This is a genomic window from Marinigracilibium pacificum (genome assembly GCF_012926615.1).
Taxonomy (GTDB): Bacteria; Bacteroidota; Bacteroidia; order Cytophagales; family Cyclobacteriaceae; genus Mangrovivirga; species Mangrovivirga pacifica.
The window spans coordinates 274,871-294,638 of record NZ_JABBNU010000002.1 but is presented as its reverse complement, the minus strand read 5'-3'; the positions used below and the strand labels follow the sequence as shown (position 1 = coordinate 294,638).

The 19,768-nt window shown below is 34.9% G+C and carries 14 protein-coding genes; 7 read left to right on the top strand and 7 right to left on the bottom strand.

All coding sequences use genetic code 11. From position 1 onward, the window contains the following. Positions 1 to 8 precede the first annotated feature (8 nt). A complete protein-coding gene (locus tag HH304_RS03820; protein WP_169678136.1) occupies positions 9 to 584 on the bottom strand; it encodes a hypothetical protein in 576 nt (191 codons plus the stop codon). 231 nt (positions 585 to 815) lie between these two features. Here HH304_RS03820 and HH304_RS03815 point away from each other — a divergent pair, with 231 nt between their 5' ends. Further along, positions 816 to 1,208 carry a MotA/TolQ/ExbB proton channel family protein gene (locus tag HH304_RS03815; protein WP_169678135.1) on the top strand — a complete coding sequence of 131 codons (393 nt, stop codon included), beginning with the start codon at positions 816 to 818 and terminating at the stop codon, positions 1,206 to 1,208. A gap of 99 nt (positions 1,209 to 1,307) precedes the next feature. Beyond that, the gene (locus HH304_RS03810) at positions 1,308 to 4,463 is read left to right on the top strand and encodes an AsmA family protein (RefSeq protein WP_169678134.1); all 3,156 of its coding nucleotides are present in this window, start codon (positions 1,308 to 1,310) and stop codon (positions 4,461 to 4,463) included. A 168-nt stretch (positions 4,464 to 4,631) separates the two neighbouring features. Here the strand turns inward: HH304_RS03810 and HH304_RS03805 are convergent, their stop codons facing one another. Further along, positions 4,632 to 5,405, bottom strand: a complete 774-nt coding sequence (locus tag HH304_RS03805; protein ID WP_169678133.1) for a LytR/AlgR family response regulator transcription factor — start codon at positions 5,403 to 5,405, stop codon at positions 4,632 to 4,634. A 6-nt stretch (positions 5,406 to 5,411) separates the two neighbouring features. Further along, a complete protein-coding gene (locus HH304_RS03800; RefSeq protein ID WP_169678132.1) occupies positions 5,412 to 6,458 on the bottom strand; it encodes a sensor histidine kinase in 1,047 nt (348 codons plus the stop codon). Between the two features lie 253 nt (positions 6,459 to 6,711). Here HH304_RS03800 and HH304_RS03795 point away from each other — a divergent pair, with 253 nt between their 5' ends. Together HH304_RS03795 and HH304_RS03790 are read left to right on the top strand one after the other, a co-directional pair. Then, a complete protein-coding gene (locus HH304_RS03795; RefSeq protein WP_169678131.1) occupies positions 6,712 to 9,108 on the top strand; it encodes a TonB-dependent receptor in 2,397 nt (798 codons plus the stop codon). A gap of 334 nt (positions 9,109 to 9,442) precedes the next feature. After that, positions 9,443 to 9,967: a transposase gene (locus tag HH304_RS03790; protein WP_169678130.1), complete on the top strand. Its 525-nt coding sequence runs from the start codon at positions 9,443 to 9,445 to the stop codon at positions 9,965 to 9,967. A gap of 103 nt (positions 9,968 to 10,070) precedes the next feature. Here the strand turns inward: HH304_RS03790 and HH304_RS03785 are convergent, their stop codons facing one another. From HH304_RS03785 to HH304_RS03775, 3 genes are all read right to left on the bottom strand, one after another. Next, a complete protein-coding gene (locus HH304_RS03785; protein WP_169678129.1) occupies positions 10,071 to 10,778 on the bottom strand; it encodes a hypothetical protein in 708 nt (235 codons plus the stop codon). A gap of 93 nt (positions 10,779 to 10,871) precedes the next feature. Next, on the bottom strand, positions 10,872 to 11,672 hold the full coding sequence (locus HH304_RS03780; protein WP_169678128.1) for a hypothetical protein: 801 nt from the start codon (positions 11,670 to 11,672) through the stop codon (positions 10,872 to 10,874). After that, positions 11,669 to 12,163 (bottom strand): glycine-rich domain-containing protein, encoded by a 495-nt coding sequence (locus tag HH304_RS03775; protein WP_169678127.1) that lies wholly within the window; start codon positions 12,161 to 12,163, stop codon positions 11,669 to 11,671. The genes HH304_RS03780 and HH304_RS03775 overlap by 4 nt, the downstream gene beginning before the upstream one ends. Before the next feature lie 301 nt (positions 12,164 to 12,464). Between HH304_RS03775 and HH304_RS03770 the strand changes: the two genes are divergently transcribed. The 3 genes from HH304_RS03770 (at position 12,465) to alr (ending at position 16,927) form a co-directional block, all read left to right on the top strand. Beyond that, the gene (locus HH304_RS03770; RefSeq protein ID WP_169678126.1) at positions 12,465 to 13,685 is read left to right on the top strand and encodes an ATP-grasp domain-containing protein; all 1,221 of its coding nucleotides are present in this window, start codon (positions 12,465 to 12,467) and stop codon (positions 13,683 to 13,685) included. An 87-nt stretch (positions 13,686 to 13,772) separates the two neighbouring features. Continuing rightward, positions 13,773 to 15,767, top strand: a complete 1,995-nt coding sequence (locus HH304_RS03765) for a hypothetical protein (protein WP_169678125.1) — start codon at positions 13,773 to 13,775, stop codon at positions 15,765 to 15,767. Next, positions 15,761 to 16,927: an alanine racemase gene (gene alr / locus HH304_RS03760; RefSeq protein WP_169678124.1), complete on the top strand. Its 1,167-nt coding sequence runs from the start codon at positions 15,761 to 15,763 to the stop codon at positions 16,925 to 16,927. The genes HH304_RS03765 and alr overlap by 7 nt, the downstream gene beginning before the upstream one ends. Before the next feature lie 53 nt (positions 16,928 to 16,980). On the opposite strand, the gene HH304_RS03755 is transcribed toward alr, so the two are convergent. Next, complete coding sequence (locus tag HH304_RS03755; RefSeq protein ID WP_169678123.1) at positions 16,981 to 19,674, bottom strand: DEAD/DEAH box helicase family protein; 2,694 nt, start codon at positions 19,672 to 19,674, stop codon at positions 16,981 to 16,983. Positions 19,675 to 19,768 lie beyond the last annotated feature (94 nt).

Sequence of the window (19,768 nt, the reverse complement as noted above, 5' to 3'; positions counted from 1 at the left end):
AAATTTCATTAAAACTTAATGTCGAGTTCAAATTTTAAATGAGTTTCGAAAAACCCATTAGTACCTCTATTTATGTATAAAGGATACAAATTATAAGCTACTCTGTCGCCTGCTGGATTAACTCTAAACCCTGCCCCAAAAAATCCACCAACATGAAAATCACTAATATATTCTGAATATTCATTAGGAATCTCACCTCTGTTACCAATAATGCCTCGAGAATTATTAACTAAGGCTCCAAGTCCAGCCACAACAGAAAAGGATCTAATTCGGATTATATCATAGAAAATCTTTGTATCAATATTTATAGAATTAAAGAATTGATCTTTTGAATCCAGGCTAATCCTGGTACTATAATGACCAAAACTGAAATTAGGATTTAATCTTAATCTGCCATTTAACATTTCCTTTTGATATCCCAATGAATATATTAGGCCTAGCCCGTTAGTCTGCATCCCTTCTGAATAACCAATTCCTGAACCAATCTTGATACTATGCTTTGAAAAACTTTGATCCTGACCGGACATATTATACAAGACAAAAAAGAGCACAAGACAAAGCCCTGTTTTAAGATTTAAAATCATTGTTTTTGGTTTAATAGATTATAGTGATAATTCCAATTTAAAAATCTAAATATAGATGAGTAAACCTAAATTAGAAACTAGTTTATATTAAAATTATTATATGGAAGACTAGAACAAAAATGAATTTCATTATGAAATTTGCAATCGGATAATTAATAATTCATTTTTTTAAAATGAACCTCTGCATTTTATATTTTTACAGTTAGAGTTTACTTTATACCATAATTACCTATGAACTTTTTTGCCGAATTAGGAGATTACACGACTCCATTTTTTATTGTTACAGGATCAATACTTGCACTTACTATTATTAAAGGTAAATCAATCTGGAACCAAAAGGATATTACTGATGTAAGTATCAGATTAATATGGGTATTAGGATTAATTTCCTTTATTTTAAGTTTAGCCGGGTATGTCTACGAAATCAGATTAGCCTTTGAAGCCATTGAACAAGCCGGAGACATCCAGCCATCTCTCGTTGCCCGAGGTATTAAGGAAGCTTTAATTATTCCAATTGCCGGTATTTTCATCCTTGTTTTTTCAATCGGACTTTGGGCTACACTTGCTGAATTAAAAAGGATGAAAGTAAATTCCACAAAAATTAACGAGGAGGACATCCTATAAATATTGTAAAGTAGGTTAATAAATTACGCCAGCACATCAAACATTTGCCTCATCATTAGGTTTTAACTAAGTTGCTTAAAGTTTAACTTTTTTGAATTCATGGCCTCATTTTTTAATAAGAAATCCTGGAAGTTCTGGGGTGCTGTTATCCTATTAATTGTATTAATCTTTCCTTCAACGGTTATTGGTATTGTATATGCTAACCAACAAAGGATTGTGCATGAATTGGTAGATTATCTAAATGAAGATTTTAAAGGAAAACTCGAAATCGAAGGCAGCCATATTTCTCCATTTGCCAATTTCCCATATATTTCAATTGATCTCGAAAATGTTAAAGTTTATGAAGGAAAGGAAAAAGAAAGCCCTGTTCTCCTTCATTTAAAAGATATGTACATTGGCTTCGATGTATGGGCAATGTTAGGAGGCAATTACGATATAAAGGCAATTAAACTAAACAATGGATTTATTGAGTTGGTTCAGCATACTGATGGGTCTTATAATATTGCCAATGCATTAACATCAATCAATGAGGATACTACTCAAACTGAAAATCACCTGCACCTCGAATTAACTGCTGTACATTTAAATAATGTAGAGCTTTTAAAACTAAACGAAGAAAATAATATATTAGTCGAAGCCATGATCGATGAGGCTCACTCCAGTTTTAAGACCTCTAGTGAACACACTTATATTGCATTAGACAGCAAGTTTTTATTCAACTTAATTGCTGATGGTGATACCACCTTTTTACATGACAAGCATATAAAACTTAATACTCAATTAGATTTTAATGCAAAAACAGGCCTGTTAGAGATTACACCTTCAAAATTAGAAGTTGAAAAAGCTGAATTCAAGATGGAAGGAAGTATCAATTTTGAAGATGATATGAATCTAGATCTTCAATTTCAAGGTAACAAACCCAACTTTGACCTTTTCCTGGCCTTTGCTCCACCCGAAATCGCTCCAGTGTTAGAAAAATATGATAATGGTGGAAGAATCTATTTTGATGCAAAAATCAAAGGTAAGTCTATAAATGGACATAACCCTGCTATTAATGTCGACTTTGGTTGTGAGGAAGCTTTTGTAGAAAATACAACAGTAAATAAATCACTTCAGGAGCTATATTTTGAAGGTCATTTTACTAATGGAGATAAGAAAGACGCGAGTACTATGGCATTAAGTATTCTTGACTTTACTGCTAAACCAGAAGCCGGGAATTTTAGTGGTGAATTAAATATTGTGAATTTTAATTCTCCGGATATCGATCTAAAACTTAAATCTGAATTCAATCTGGATTTCCTTACGAAATTTCTTAATCTGAAAAACCTGGAAGATGTTAGTGGTGACATTTCACTGACGATGAATTTCCATGACATCATTGATCTTGAGCATCCTGAAAAGAGCATTGAAAAACTTAATGAATCCTACTATACAATTTTAAAGGTTGAAGACCTGAGTTTTAACAGCAGTAAATATCCTTTACCCTTTACCAATGTAAATGTCGACCTAACAATGGATGGCCATGCTGCAGAAATTAAAAAATTTGAGGGAAAAATAGGTAGCTCAGATATTTCGATAACAGCTAAAATATCAGATCTACCAGCAATTTTACATCACACTGATTTACCTGTAGAAGCAATTTTAGATATAAATTCCTCTCGAATTGACCTTGCAGAACTCACTAATTTTAACATTGACAGTTCAGGAATCAACGAAGTTATAACAGACCTGAGAACACGGTTTAAATTCAAAAGTTCCGCTAAGGCATTCACAGAATCTCCAAACTTACCAATAGGCGAGTTCTTTATTGAAAAGTTTCATGCCAACCTAAAAAATTACCCTCATGAGCTACATGACTTCAATGCAGATATCATGGTTGATGAAAACAACTTTAGGGTAATAGATTTTACTGGTATGATCGACGAGAGCGACTTTCATTTCAATGGTAAACTGGAAAACTATGACTTATGGTTTGATCATGGTCCTATCGGCCATACTTCGATCGACTTTCATTTAAATTCTGAGGTTTTACAACTAGATGATTTATTTGCATATGGAGGTGAAAACCATGTTCCTGAAGACTATCGTCATGAAGAATTTTCTGATTTACATATCAAAGGAGTCGCGGATCTTGAATTTAATAAAAAACTTATTTCATCAAAGATTACTATTGATGTACTTGAAACAAATATGAAAGTTCACTCCATGCGATTTGAGAAGTTCAAAGGAGAGTTCCTAATAGATAGCACAGCTATTCTAGCGAGAAATGCAGGTGGAAAAATAGGAAACTCTACTTTCTCAGTTGATTTTAAATATGACCTTTCACAAGACACTGTTGGGCATCAACACCAACTATCACTGAAAGCTGAACATCTAGATTTTGATCAGCTATTCGCATACAACCCTACTCCTTCTGATAAAAAAATGACACCGGAAGATCATGAGGCAGGATTTAATATATTTGAAGTTCCTTTTTCTAATATGGACTTCTCTTTTGACATTGGTCACCTGAATTACCACCGATATTTACTTGATGATTTTAAAGTGGTAGGTCGAATGAAACAAAACCATTACATATTTATTGACACAATGTCACTTAAAGCTGCAGGAGGTGAAATTTCATTAGCCGGATATTTCAATGGTTCAAATCCAAAAACAATATACTTTAGTCCAAACATGACTATTTCAAATGTTGATTTGGATAAAATCTTATTCAAGTTTGAAAACTTTGGACAAGACCATCTAGTATCAGAAAACCTACATGGAAAAGTAAGTGGCACAATTAAAGGGAAAGTTCATATGCATGCAGATATGATACCTATAATTGATGATTCCGAACTACATATTGATTTTAGAGTTGTCAATGGAAGTCTTAATCATTACCCTGCTTTTGATGCATTGTCGAGTTATTTTAGTGACAAAAACTTGAGCAATGTTCGCTTTGATACACTTCAAAATAAATTAGACCTGAAAAATGGAACGCTAACAATTCCTTCAATGAATATTAATTCAACCATAGGGTATTTTGAAATATCAGGAAGACAAGACATGGACTTAAACATGTCGTACAACTTGCGTATTCCATTTGAAATAATCACTAAAGCTGGAATGAATAAACTATTTGGAAGTAAAGACAAAGATACTTCTAATCAGAAAGATGAGATCCAATATCGTGATGAAAACAAAAATGTGAAATTTGTGAATATAAAAATTGAAGGTAATCCAGACGAATTTGATATCTCGTTAGGGAAATGAATAATATAACTAAAACCTTAATGTTTATATTATTAAAACTCATTTATCTTCTTGGTAATTCAGGTTAGAGTCTATTTATCATTTTCGTAATAATTACATTACTTTAAATGTATATAATAATATTTCATGATATATCGATTGAGCTGTCACCACTGATCTCCCACATTCTCACCCCTCCCCTAACCATTCCTTAAATTTTCCCGCCTTTTCAGCGCTCACAATAATCTGTTCATCAAGTTCAATAATTGGCTCGATCAATAGCTTACCTTTTGTCCATTTATGCACCTCACGAATAGCAACAAAACTGATTACATACTGCCGGTTTGCTCTGAAATATTTCTCAGGATCCAGCTGATCACATATCTCCTCCAGATTATGATCCATCAGGTAATCATTGCCTGAATTTGAAAGCAAATGAACAACTCCATTACGCGTATAAAATAATGCAATATCATCGGTTGGTATCGAAATAAGCTTTTCGCCCTTTTTGATCAAAAATCGGGTTTTATATTTATGATCATCCAACTTAATACTTTTGATCAGTTCGTTTAGTGATGGCTCTTTCCCATTATTACCACTAAATATTTGCTTCATCTGATCATATTTCACGAGACTTTTTTCCAGTTCCTCTTTTTTGATTGGTTTCAATAAGTAATCTATGCTGTTTACTTTAAAAGCATGCAGCATATATTCATCAAAGGCTGTTGTAAATATTACGGGATTACGAATATCGATCTGATCAAAAATATCAAAACTAACACCATCTGATAATTGAATATCCATAAAAATCAAGTCGGGTGATTCATGATTCCCCAACCACTTTACGCTATCTTCAACACTATCAACTACATCGATGATCTCAATATCTCTGTCAATTTCATCAAGGATTTTCTGGAGTCTTCTGAAAGCCGGAGCTTCATCTTCTATGATCAGTACTTTCATAAATTATCAGGCCAGGTTATGATCTTTTTCAGTTTTAATTGAGAGTAATGGCACAGCAACCAAGAAGTTTTCATCAGTAGTGATGATATCGATATTTTGCTTGCTAAGGAAGTTATATCTCTTCACGATATTGTCTAGCCCGGTTTTGGTTGATCGCTCAAGTGACCTTTTTGGTTGCAAATTATTTTTTACTATTACCATTTTACCATTTTCTGTAAATACATCAACAGTCAATGGATTTGACCTTGAAACGATATTGTGTTTTATCGAATTTTCAACCAGAATCTGAAGAGTCAAAGGTGGAATATGCATTTTTAAAGTACTTTCTTCCACATTGATATTTACTTTTAAATTCTCAGGATATCGCTTTTGCAACAGGAAAACATAAGACTTCACAAAGTCTAATTCCTGCTCCAGAGTAACTACATCTTTTTCTTTATTCTGAAGGATATACCGGTAAACTTCCGATAAGCTGTCTGTGAAATCTACCGCTATCTGCTGATCTTCGGTTATCAAAACAGATAAAGTGTTCAGACTATTAAACAAAAAATGTGGACTCATCTGATTTTGAAGCACTTCAAACTGCGTCCGGATCTGTTGGTTCTTTAAAGACTCATTTATCCGGATAGTATTTTTCCACTGGTCAAAGAAATAGGCATTTTCATAAAATGATCCTACAACCAATGCCGCAATAAAATTAACTGATACATTATGAAGTAAAACATCAGGCTGAAGCGACTCTGCCAGTGTACGCTCATGAAAAACAGAGCATAATAGCGGGTCTGATATTAATAGAAATAATATCAAAGTGATAAAAGTCAAAGTCAGACGTTTCGGAGTCTGCTTAATCAAAGGAAATTTCTTTCTGAAAAGTATAAATAAAAGGAAGGCTCCATTCCAATATATGGATGTAAAGAAAAAGGCTTTTATCAGTTTCGGAATGTAGGTCTCCCCATCAGATAAAGGATGAACAAAACTCATAATTATAGAAACTATGGCTATGCCTACCCATCTGAAATGCACCTCCTTAAACTCAATCCCGAGTATTCTCATCGCGCTCCGATTTTTCACCAAATTAACATTAATATACCATAAAAGTGAATAGATAATATATTGAAGCATGAAGATTAGTACCTGAAACCGGAATTTCAGTTATCGAAACAGTCATCTTTTCTGTTTAATAGTAATTATCGATCCGGATATATTATTATGGACTTCACCTTAGGTATTTCGGGCTTCAAATTATTTTACATTTCTATCAAAAATGCGGTTGAATACATTGCCAAAAAATCAAAACCCGCACATAATGAAAACTTTAATTACACTATTATTTCTAATTTCCATTTCTTCAGGAATAGTACTTGCTCAGACTCAAACTATAAAAGGCAGCATCCAGGATGTTGATTCAAAAGCACCACTCATAGGAGCATCAGTCATCATTCAAAACAGCGACCCGATTAAGGGAGCAGTCACTGATATTGACGGTCAATTTCGGATCGAAAAGGTTTCCACAGGAAGAAAGACACTTGTCATTAGTTTTATCGGATACAAACCGATGACAATTCCAAATGTATTGGTTACCAGTGGAAAAGAAGTCATCCTTCAACTGGAGCTTGAAGAATCTGTTGAAGCACTCAGGGAAGTGGTGGTTACTTCGGAAGGATCCTCTGACTTGCCATTGAATGAACTGGCAAAAAACAGTGCTACACCATTTACTCCGGAAGAAGTCACCCGCTTTTCTGGCGGACGAAATGATGTTGCCCGGTTAGCTACTTCATTTGCTGGTGTTAGTGCTCCAAATGACTCCAGAAATGATATTGTAGTCAGAGGAAATTCACCAACCGGTCTGCTTTGGCGAGTTGAAGGCATTCCGGTAGCCACAACAAATCACTTTTCCACTTTTGGTACAACCGGCGGACCGGTGAGTGCACTGAACACTAACTTACTGAGGACTTCAGATTTTCTTTCAGGGGCCTTCCCTGCCGAATATGGCAATGCTAATGCTGCAGTATTTGATATCAACTACAGAAATGGCAACCAGGATAAATTTGAATTTACCGGTCAGCTAAGTGCTTTCAGTGGTCTTGAATTTATGGCTGAGGGTCCATTTCGTAAATCTAAAGGAGGGTCATTTGTGGCCTCATATCGTTATGGCATTGCCAGCCTTGCTGCAACAGGTACATCGGCAACCCCATATTATCAAGATTTGAATTTCAAAGTAAACTTCGGAAATGGCAAACTTGGCAGGCTTGAACTATTTGGAATGGGAGGAACATCAAGTATTGACTTCCTTGGTGACGAAATCGATGAAAATGACCTCTTTGCTAACCCAAATGAAGATGCATATGTAGAGAATAAAATTGGACTAATTGGAATAAGTCATTCCCTGAACATCAATAAATCAACATATATCAAAACTTCAATTGGACAATCTATTATGAGTACCCAATACACTCAGGATAATTTTGTCAGAGATGAAAACAACAATATTCAAAATAAATACCGGGCAACAGAAGTTGACGATCAGGAAGGTCGATTTACTATTACCTCCACACTTAACAAAAAATTCAATGCTAAATGGAAGCTTAGGGCAGGACTGATCAATGAATATTACTCTGTAAAATCTATCGTAAATGACGCTGATGATCGTCCTGACCTGGATTTGAATGGTGATGGCATTCCCGATAAACTTATGTCAATCCGTGATGTTGATGAAAACTATAACCTGACTCAGCTTTTTGCACAGGTTGAAAATAATATTACCGACAACCTTAGTATTACCTACGGAATACACAGCCAGTTTCTTGGACTGTCTAATAAATTGGCAATTGAACCAAGGGCGGCAATTAGTTATACACAACAAAAAAATACCTGGTCGCTATCTTATGGACTTCATTCACAAGTGGTTCCTAGTCCGATATTATTTTACAATGAAGAAATTTCCGATGGTGTGTTTGAGCGAACCAATGAAAACCTGGATTTCATGAAGAGCCACCATTTTGTATTGGGCTACAACCGATATTTAGGGACAGACTGGAGGGTGAAATCCGAGACCTACTACCAACGATTATTTGACATTCCGGTTGAGCAGGCACCTTCGAGCTATTCGGTGATTAATGAGGGAGCGGACTTTGTATTCAGTGAAAGAGGTTCATTGGTAAATGAGGGCACAGGAAATAATTATGGTGTTGAGCTAACACTTGAAAAATTCTTCAGCAAAGAATATTATCTAATGATGACGACTTCAATATTCGAATCAAATTATCAGGGAAGTGATGGTATCACCAGAAATACAGCTTATAACACAAACCTGGCTTATAATTTACTCTTTGGAAAGGAATGGGCTTTTGGTTCAGGCGGAAAAAATGCATGGACATTTGACACCAAACTCACCTATGCCGGAGGTAAGCCATATACTCCGATCGATCTGGAGTCAACTATTGATAATGGAGGCAGAGAAATATATTATGAGAACCAGGCATACTCAATGCATTATGACCCATATGTGCGCTGGGATGTTAAGTTTGGAGTACGAATAAACAGTAAAAATAAAAATATGAGTCACCAGTTTTATGTGGATTTACAAAATGTACTTAACCGTGAAAATGAATTTGTAAAACGGTACAATGAGGTCACCGGAGAAATAAACACAGTCACCCAAAACGGATTTTTCCCTGATGTATTATACAGAATAAGATTCTAAAGATCGGGTTTGATCAGGGTGTGACACCTACAGATTGAAAGGGCGGTAAAGAAATTTACCGCCTGCTTATATTTCTTGATTATCTATCCTTTAATTGATCTTTTAATATGTAGTCAGCAGCGGTAATCCATGGTAATCCTGGAATTGTTTGAGTTTTAATAAAATGGATTGTTGTAATTGTTTGAATTTTAAAATGGATTGTAGGGGCGTAGCATGCTACGCCCCTACAATCCATTTTAAAATTATAAATAAATATTTCCAATTAAACGGTTATTCCTTCCTGAAATCAGGAACCAATTTTATCTTCCTTAATTAAATCAGTCATCCAATCAAAATGGGAAGAAAAAACTCACTTAGAAATTCAGAATGGGATTATCGATCCATTGGATATTATTTTATCACAATTATTACAAAAGATCGAGAACAATACTTTGGGCAAGTTTCAAATAAAAAAATGAACCCTTCAAATATTGGTGAATTAACAATGAAGTATTGGGAGGAAATACCTGATCATTTTCAAAATGTGAAATTGGGCAAATATATTTTGATGCCAGATCATTTTCATGGAGTAATTCATATTAATAAAAATAGACAGCTATGCAATAATGCCTTACAAAATAGAAATTTTGATTGCTCTAAAAATGAATATATGTCTTCAATTTCTCCAAAGCCATTATCATTATCAACAATAATTCGATCATTCAAATCCGCTGTCACAAAAGATGCTCGGTTAATAAACCCTGACTTTAGCTGGCAAAGATCATTTCATGATAAAATAATTAAACAGACTGAAATTCCTTTTTATAATAGATACATAGAAGAAAATCCAAAGAGATGGGATGTCAATATAATATCTTAGGCGCATCGAAGCATGGTTTTAAATTTTTGTGGTAGGGGCGTAGCATGCTACGCCCCTACCACAAAAATTTAAAACTCTATATAAGGAATGTCATTTTACAAATTCAATCTACAATTCGCAAATAATCATCATCCTCTCCCGTCAGTAAAATCAAGTATTCACAGGCATCTGAAAATGCGCCTTTATCAGGACTTCTAATTTCTAAATTTTGATATAATTCTCTTCCGAATTTAGTTCTTATTTTACCTTCAAGTGTAACAGTTACCCCATCTAAAAACCTTCTTTCTTTAAATAATGCTATGTCCCAAAAGTTTGAATAATTTAACAAATCATTAAATTTTTGCCATTCCTCTTTTGTGATCTTTTTTTCTTTCCTAAAAAAAACTGTATCAAGATCCAGCACATAATCTTCCGGATTATCAAATCTAAAATGACATGCATTCAAATTATAAGAGCTATCCACGATATTCTCTTTTACAACAACTTGCAATACTGACCAACCTATGCTATAACTAACTGATAGTTTATAAATATTATTAATTTTAGAGTTTGCATTTTTCACTTCCCCTTCAGCCAAAATTCCTTCTAACTCATCTGTTCTTTTTATGCTACTACCTCTCCGATTGATTTCTTCATTTAATTTATCAACCAGCTCAATAGTATCGTTATTTATTAAATATTTTAGAAAAACATCCTCATTAGAAACATAATGGTCTTTTTTCCCAGTCATATATCTTTCTAATTGGCTCCTTATATTTTGATTAGAAATAAGATTCACCTGGTCATTCTTATCTTTTTGATTACAAGACATTATTGTTATGCAAATCAAAAACTGTAGAATATTGGTATTTAGAGGCAGTTTCTTCATAATATATTTTTTTAAAAGTTTTTAATGTAAAGCGGGTTATTCCCCTCCACAGCCCGAACAACCACTGCAGCCACTACATCCTGAACAACCATCTCCACTACTATCTGAGTCTCCTCCCCAAAATGATGTGCCTCCATCTTTATAATTGGAATCAAAATCATCAGAAATCAAATCAAAATCATAAAAGGCATAGGAATTTCCCCAGTAATTATCTAAGTCAATTGGATATAATGCAGTATGAAGTTCTCGTATAATCTTAAAATCTACAGATGGCAACAAAAAGATCTTACTTTTTAACTGCTTGATTATTTCTTTTGCTTCTTCAGGATTTGATGCAACTAATTTAGGCAACTCATTATTTAACTTATCAAAATATTCCTGAGCCCTGAAACTAAGATTTAAACCCTTGTTATTAAATTTTATTACTTTTAAAAAAGCATAAAACCAATCGGATTTAATATAATTAACTAATGGATTCTCCATTGCCAAGAGGTGCCATTTAAGTGATGAACCTACTTTTAGATTACTAGAAAGTATCTTTAAATACTGCCTAAACATTATTTGAGAATCCGGTTCCTTAATGAAAGGCTTTAAAAATGGATATTCGTATTTCTCACATAAATCTTGAGAAACAAAATTCCTTCCTGGCATTACCATTGTTAAAACTCTCGACTTGCTTCTAGGATGTGGTTGATAGTCAACATCCTTAATTTCGAGTTTCCTTTTTAGTAATAACTCTAAAATTATTATTTTAATTAGCTCCTTATCCCAAGCCTTATTTCCCTTTATTAGCAACAATGTTTGTGCTGCAGAAAAATTCTCTAACTCTTTAATCATTTAAAAAATCTTATTTTTTTGATGACCCAATATTCTGAGACATCTATCCATCTTTGTTTATTTGATTTGAACCTTTGCTCTTTACTCGGCCAAAATTCCTGATTTGGCTTTTTACCAAACACCTCTATATAGCGTTGTATTGTTCTTTCATAAAGATTGCCATATTTTGATTTTTCTTCACCGCCACCTTTTGTCGGTCCATGATGAATTTTTCTACCTATTATTTCATCACACATCTCTTCCCAATATGAGCGTGTGTATAACAAGTGTAAATGCCAAACCTGGTCAATTTGCTGAGATGGTGTCAATCCATCATCTGTAACACAAATTAAATAGATGAACTTCTTGTACTCCTCCACCGCATTATATCCAAACTCAAAATCCCAATTATTTTCCCTGCAAAGCTTGTCCGTAAAACTAAATTCAGCATCAGGATCATCGATTATAAAATTATTGAGTCTTTGATATAATGGATCATTGATATATTCCATTTCAAAAAATTGTAATCAATAATAAATATCCAAATTTCGAAAATAACTCTTTCATAATAAAATTAAAACCAATATTGGAAAGTGTAATTTCTTTTATCCAACATTTGGTCAAATCGATAATTTATTCCTAATAAAAAAAACTTAAAACTCTTTCAATAATCCCCTAATAATACAACCTTATCTTAGATCCTTCTTCGCATCCCTGACGATTTGGCAGGAATCACCGATTAAACCTGTAAAACATTGAAATTCAGCTATATTTTTGTTATAAATAAGGTAAACCAAACAATCAAATCACGACATGGCTAAATGTTTCGCATTATTAGGTTGGAGTTTACCCGTTATTGAAAGTATGCAAAAAATCGGCAAACCTTTTGTCGTTGTATCTTTTCCTGACTTTGAGCAATATGCTCTGGAAAACAACATTCCTTTTGTACCATATCAACTCAATGAATGGAGTGACTCTTCCAACTCACTTGACTTATTAGAGAAATTAAAACCATATAACGCTGATGTAGCCGTACCACTCTTCGAAGAAACTGTTGAGTGGGCTGGTGCATTAAACTCGATCTACAGAGACGATCCTCGTGTACTCAACCGCGCATTTCTTTTCAGAAATAAAGCAATGATGAAAAGAAAAGCACTAATCGGAGGCTTAAGAGTAGGTCTTTTTGAAGAAGTATATAATAAAGAAGGTGTAAAAGCCTTTATGAAAAGACTTAACGAAGCAAATCTCCAAATAGATGGTGAGGAAGACAGTTGGGTACACATCAAGCCTTTTGCCAGTGCCGGAACAGTTGGGCACAGATTACTCCGTTCGATGAGCGACATTGATGAAAAATGTGAGGATGATGATTTCCCTTGTCTGGCAGAAAGTCACCTTCCAGGGAGAGAGTTCTCATGTGAGGCGTTTGTGCATGGTGGAAAAATCAGGTTTCTGAATATCACAGAGTATGTAAAACTTGGGTATTCAAATTTTATTCCTGAAGGTAACTACTTAAATACCAAACGCGATATGATCATGAAAGAAATGCAAAAAATGGTCGATCTATTTGGAATAGAGTATGGTATGGTTCACCCTGAATGGTTCTTGACTGAAAAGGATGAAATGTGTTTTGGTGAAGTTGCTTGCCGAATCCCCGGAGGGCACATTCTTGAACTTTGTGGGAAAGCATATGGATTTGATGCATTAGCTGCGTTTGTACTATGTCATGATCCGGATTTGACCGAGGAAGAATTAAATAAAATACTTCCTACTCTAGATGCCAGACCAAAGAATTTTTACGGAAACGTAATGATCTATCCTCATAAAAACAGAATCTCAAAACTTGAAATCCCAGATGAGCTCAAAGAAGAACCGTACTTCCTTGATCATAACCTGGTACCTCCATTAACTACTCAAAAAATTAGTGACAGAGATGGATTTGGAAATCACTTTGGGACCGTCAATTTTAAAGGAGAAGACCCTGATAGGATGACAGAGCTTCTTCTGCATTATGAAAATGTAGACTTCTATCATTAATAGAATATTTATCAGTAAATCAATTACAATAGGACCTTTCAAATCAGTTGAAAGGTTTTATTGTTCAAAAAAGTGAAGCAGGAATAAATGGACGAACAGCTGATATCAAAAAATAAAAATCAAAAATTCAAAGAGCTTTTTGAGGAGTTTAGTGAAGCAACAATACTTACCAGACCCGAAAAAGCGCATAAATTAATGGGGCAGATCGATTTGATGATCGACTCGATGAAAGGCATTGAATTCATCTATGACTCTATCGAGGACCTGACCGAGGCCGGATTATTCCAGGACTCTCCGTGGTCTGATCCGTCTAAACTGGTTGCCAGATTAGTAAATGGCACACTTAAAAGCGGACATCCAAACTCCACAATTGAGATCCTAAGTGAACTTCGAATACTGGCTATTGCTCAGGAAAAAATTAATAACTCTACAATAAACAGTTCCGAAGCTGAAAATTACATTCAGGAAGTGCTGGTTTCTAATCTTGAGTTTGTTTTTAATGAACCCTTGGAAGAAACAAGACTCATTATGAGTGATCATGAACTGATGAAGGTTCATTCATTCTTCAAATTCATAGCCGAACATATTCATTTTGATGGCATCAAATTAAAACTTGCTGAAGAACTCACACTAATATGTGAGCAAAGGCCAGTTGTTACTGAAAAACAAAGAAAAATTATTGCTCTCGTTAATGAGAAGATAAAACTCGACCCTAAAAAGCCAGAGGATAAAAAGCTTTATAGATTTCAGCGATCAATTTATGCTCCGACTCAATTCAGCAAGAATAAATCCATCGATGAATATTTAATTTCAATCAAGGAACTTTCTAAAGAGGAGCTGACATCTGAGGCAAGCGAAATGGGTTCTTCAATGAATGAATTCGGGTTGGTTAGTCGCTTTCATGCTGTGCTTCTTTTGTATTTGATAGATAAAGGTTATAATAAAATTATTCCTCTTTGCCTAGGGTTAAATGCTGTCGGAAAAGCAAAATGGAACGAATATCATGAGTTTCTTTCAGATATTATAAAGAAAAATGTCCATCCATATAACACTCAGTGTGTTTTCGGATTGGCAAAAATGTTAGAAAAGGGAATCATTTCACGAGAGGCGGTACGTTCAGGAATTTCAAATCTTTCAACGATAAAAATTCACCCGAAAGTTGAAGAACGCATTTTGAAATCAACAAGTACTCCCCATGAAGGCATTTCTGCAAGGCAATATCTTATTGGAGCCTTATTCAGAATTTTAGGACAACCGCTAGGTGTGGGTCAGGGAAATAATCCAACATGCCAAAGTGCCCGTGGAATCAGTATGTGGAGTGAACACGCTCCTGCAAAACTGATCAACATGATCCAAACTGCAGCAGTACATAATGACCTGATGTTTCGTTTCGAAGGGCAGGAAATCAAAGCGTCACTTACCGGCCAGGGGTTGGTTCAAAACCTGGATCATAATCTGGATGCCGTATCAGTGACTCTTGTACCAATGCTTGATAAGATCTACAATGAAATGATGCTCCGTGCCTCTGGACGAGGGGAAGACCCACATAAATGGGTTAATCCTGCTCTTTATGGTCAATGGATTCAAATTGGATTTGCATCTGCCTATGATTATTTAACAGATGCCATAGTTGATTTTGATGGATTTGTCAGGGTATTTTATTCAATGTGCCACCCCAAATATAATGATGGACACAGGCTTATTTATCCCAATCCGGTGGGTATTTTCATCACTTCTTCCAAAGGAGAAATGCTTGGTTTTCATGCTGTTTCACTACTACGTGTTGCTGATGATCACGAAGGAATTACCCGAGCATATTTTCTAAACCCTAACAATGAAGGAAGACAGGACTGGGGACAGGGAATAAAACCTTCAGTATATGGTCATGGTGAAGTCCATGGAGAATCTTCCTTGCCAATACATGAGTTTGCCGCTCGAATATATGCCTTTCACTTTAACAGTCTGGAAGTACATAGTAAAATGGAGTTAATTCCATCCGCTGAGGTTAGAAAAGTAAAGCAACTAGCTCAAGAAAGCTGGGGAAGATCTTACAAATGGTTAGATACAAAAAAACAATGGTGAAAAAAGTAAAACACTCTTCAAGAATAGAATTAAAACAATCAGCATATAAAAACAACCTGAATTTTATAAAGAAAAAGATCGGGGATGGAGTTATTTTCTCCTCTGTAGTAAAAGCCAATGCATATGGACATGGTATAGAAACATTTGTTCCGATGGCCGAGAAATGTGGAGTCAGACATTTTTCTGTTGCATCATCTTTCGAAGCAGAAGAAGTTCTCAGTGTAAGTCGGGAAGATAGTCATATCATGATAATGGGTATCATTTATGAAGAAGATATCCCATGGGCAATAGATCAAAATATTGAATTTTTTGTATACAATTATGATCGGCTGCCTATAGCTCTTGAGGCTGCAAAAAAGGTTGGTAAAAAAGCCAAAATTCATATAGAAGTAGAAACGGGAGCCAACAGAACCGGAATGCAAAAAGAAGAATTCCCAAAAGCTCTTAAGTTTCTGAAGAAAAATAAAGATCATTTAACATTTCATGGGCTTTGCACACATTTTGGTGGGGCAGAGAGTTTTTCAAATCAGTTTAAACTCGACATACAGCATAAGCGGTATAAAGAATTCCTGCAGGTTTGTAAAAAAGAAAATATAGAACCTGAAATAAGACATATAGCTTGTTCTGCCGCAGCTTTAGCAATGAAAGACACAGTGTATGATATGGTTAGAGTAGGTGTAGCACAATACGGGTTCTGGCCAAGTCCGGATATTTATTACCATCACTTACAAGAAGTCAATAAATTGTCTGATGCAGCACTAAAAAGAATCTTCACATGGAAAACCGATATCATGGATATTCGTAATGTGAAAGAAGGAGAGTTTATTGGTTATGGTACTGCCTATCAGGCTACTCATAAAATGAAGATTGCTGTAATGCCATTGGGATATTCAAACGGTTACCCAAGGGCACTATCAAATAGAGGGCAAGTGCTGATTAATGGTAAAAAAGCTCCAATTGTAGGATTAATAAACATGAATCTCTTTATGGTTGATATAACTCATATTCCGGATGTGAATGTTGGTGATGAGGTGGTGTTAATTGGCCGACAAAAGAATAATGTAATTAACGTTTCCAGTTTTACAAACACTACTCAGTTGCTCAATAATGAGATGCTGAGCAGACTGCCGGCAGCTATACCACGGACCGTGGTAAAGTGACTACCTGGCTAACCAATAAAGGCTGAGTTTATTCTCAGCCTTTAGTCTTCTAGTTACTTCCAGACATTAACGTGTTCGATATCTGAATCTACAAATCGTTTAGACATCGAGTCAACTCTTGCTTTTAACAATACTTTTCTTCCTTTTGGATTTCTGGTAAACACTAACTTTGTTTTACCAACAAAATGGTCCCACAACTCTGAAAACAGCAGAGCATCTTCTTTCTTCTTACCCAGTTCTTCCGGTACATTTATATAATCAACAAAATCGAACAGCCATTTGTAGGTTCCTTTTTTGACCAGCAAGTAACGTGGGTTATCAACAAGACTTAAAATTTCTTGAACAGCATTAATAAAAGTTGAACACTCAAAGGTAGTTCCACCTTCTATACGACAATGAACCCCTCCAAACATATCTTTTGATGTTTCTATTTTTATGTTATCCAGATCTGTTTTGATGATCCCTTTTTTACTTAACGCTCTCACCAAAACAACACAAATTTTCTTTAGATCCTTATCGATATTCTTAAACCTTAGATAGGTTACAAAGGAGTTAACGGTTTTGGCACCAAAGAATAAAATACCAATACTTATTATTGCTGTAAATCCCCAAACCATCACCTGAGAATTAGGGAATTTACTTAGAGTCCTGGCAAACGCATTTACAGAAAAATGCAAATATCCAAAAATGGATGAACCTAATACTCCGGTAAAATTCCCCATAGAATTCCGAAAATAAAGACTTTTCTCTTTCTTATAATTACGGTTATCCGGAAATGGCTTTTTGATCTCTTCAACCATCCTGGTTCCGTTTTCAAGTCCCTTTTTCCATTTAACAAGTAAATTTCGTCTTTGCGATGCTCTCTCTAAGGTCTGATTATTAAACTGTTCAATTGATCGTATATTATTTATTTGAGTAGGAAAACCCAATCTGTCAAAGCCATTCTCAATTGATGATTCTTCTTGGATATTAACCCCCACAAAGCTTCGAAACCTACGCTTCATTAACTCCACATCACTTCCACCGGATTTAGAAGTCGGATCAATACACACCAAATGCCATATATTACTTGATTTATCAGGGTTATTCTTATCAATTCGAATAGCTCTCCCTCTCATTTGGTTGGACAAGACGAATGAGCCAACAAAGCTTGCCAAAATCAAAGAATTAATTGCAGGCGCGTCCCAACCTTCACCAAGAAGAGATTTTGTCCCAATTAAAATATTGATTTCTCCCCTGGTAAACAATTCAGTTACAATTGTTACTATTCTATGCTTTACAACTTCGGTAAGATTTACAGAAAGATAATTCTCATCATAAGGCAATTCTTTAAACTGCAATTCACCTAATGAATACTGATTTGCAAGCACTTGCATTTTATTGACTGCAGATCCAGGTATGATAACCAACGACCCCGTTAAAACTCCAAGCTTTTTAGACTTATCATGTTCTCTCCTTAATATTTCAAAAACAGGGACAACACCAATTTTATTAAGCGGTTTCTCATTTACAGATTCTTCTGCCAAAAATTCATTCCTAATGTAATCGCATAGAATAACTTGTCGTAAATCTTCCTTTAAGTTATTATGTTCATGGTCTGTGATCTGCTTTATTCCCTGAAGTTTGCTGATACTGGAAGAAAGAGACTTTGTTATTTCATTATTTTCAGTAAAACTAACCCTGCTATGTTCCAAAGCCCCAGACCTTCGTAAGACCTTCTCGATGTGGCTTTGGTGATCTTTATATTCAATAAATAATTTTTCATTTTTGAAAAGGTAATTTTCAATAACAATGGCTACCCATTCTTTATCTAAAACAGGAATATCGTACTCTTTGGCTCCAACTACCTCAAAATGAGATTTAGGTATCTCCTTATGGTTTCCATATAAATAAATTAGGCTGGCCGAATAAAATTCAATATTCGAATATATCCATTCATAATGTTCCTGTGGATTTAGCCAGAATCCACTATTTTCAATAGCACTAATTAAAGTCAGGTCGTGCTTAAGCTGTAAGAAGACTTCATCTATTTTTTCTCTGATCCCAACAATCCGCTCTCTTTCTTCAGCTTTTGGTATTGTTGTATAAACATAATCCTGATGAGGACATAAATCTCCGGCCTTTATCAATTCCGGAACATAAATTTCAGCATCTACCGGACCATTCAACTCAAGATAACGTTGCCATTCAGCATAAGAAACATCATATGGAGGTGTGGCTGTAAGACCAACAATAACAGGGTTTAATGCTGACTTTAATTCCATAATTGATTTCCACCACTCATTTTTCAAATGATGAGCTTCATCTACAACAAAAGTTGAAACACCTGCCGAAATCAATTTTTCAATTATTGATTTTTTTTCTTCTGAATTACTTAGAACAGAATGAATTCCCTGATAAGTAACAACGGTCATTAATTTTGGATTTCTTATATCTGTGGTAATCCAATCAGGCTGTTTAACTTCTTGAAGAAATAATTCACAAAATCTGGTTATCCATTGATTTCTTATTGCAATTGTTGGAGCCAAAACCAGGGTTGGCTTATTTAATCGTAACATTACCTCCAGCCCCAAAACAGTTTTACCAGATCCGGGAGGAGCTACAATATGTAGGTGATCATCATTAATATGTTCATCAAGATCTTTTAATACCCTTTCCTGATATGTCCTCCATGGATACATAAACTGTATTTGATCCGGAAATTTCGACAAAAGCTCTTGCCCAAATTGAGCGTTGGTATTACTCATAAAGAAAAAATTCCTTGAGGTTAAAAACCACAATTTAAACATTCGTTCTAAAAACAGTTATAGAGAACACTCAAATTTCTATATTAATCAGACA

Bases quoted from the DNA above. Each gene is read 5' to 3' on its own strand.
- HH304_RS03820 (WP_169678136.1), bottom strand. From the start codon at position 584: ATGATTTTAAATCTTAAAACAGGGCTTTGTCTTGTGCTCTTTTTTGTC.
- HH304_RS03810 (WP_169678134.1), top strand. From the start codon at position 1,308: ATGGCCTCATTTTTTAATAAGAAATCCTGGAAGTTCTGGGGTGCTGTT.
- HH304_RS03755 (WP_169678123.1), bottom strand. From the start codon at position 19,674: ATGAGTAATACCAACGCTCAATTTGGGCAAGAGCTTTTGTCGAAATTT.
- HH304_RS03805 (WP_169678133.1), bottom strand. From the start codon at position 5,405: ATGAAAGTACTGATCATAGAAGATGAAGCTCCGGCTTTCAGAAGACTC.
- HH304_RS03815 (WP_169678135.1), top strand. From the start codon at position 816: ATGAACTTTTTTGCCGAATTAGGAGATTACACGACTCCATTTTTTATT.
- HH304_RS03765 (WP_169678125.1), top strand. From the start codon at position 13,773: ATGGACGAACAGCTGATATCAAAAAATAAAAATCAAAAATTCAAAGAG.
- HH304_RS03775 (WP_169678127.1), bottom strand. From the start codon at position 12,163: ATGGAATATATCAATGATCCATTATATCAAAGACTCAATAATTTTATA.
- HH304_RS03785 (WP_169678129.1), bottom strand. From the start codon at position 10,778: ATGTCTTGTAATCAAAAAGATAAGAATGACCAGGTGAATCTTATTTCT.
- alr (WP_169678124.1), top strand. From the start codon at position 15,761: ATGGTGAAAAAAGTAAAACACTCTTCAAGAATAGAATTAAAACAATCA.
- HH304_RS03795 (WP_169678131.1), top strand. From the start codon at position 6,712: ATGAAAACTTTAATTACACTATTATTTCTAATTTCCATTTCTTCAGGA.
- HH304_RS03790 (WP_169678130.1), top strand. From the start codon at position 9,443: ATGGGAAGAAAAAACTCACTTAGAAATTCAGAATGGGATTATCGATCC.
- HH304_RS03780 (WP_169678128.1), bottom strand. From the start codon at position 11,672: ATGATTAAAGAGTTAGAGAATTTTTCTGCAGCACAAACATTGTTGCTA.
- HH304_RS03770 (WP_169678126.1), top strand. From the start codon at position 12,465: ATGGCTAAATGTTTCGCATTATTAGGTTGGAGTTTACCCGTTATTGAA.
- HH304_RS03800 (WP_169678132.1), bottom strand. From the start codon at position 6,458: ATGAGAATACTCGGGATTGAGTTTAAGGAGGTGCATTTCAGATGGGTA.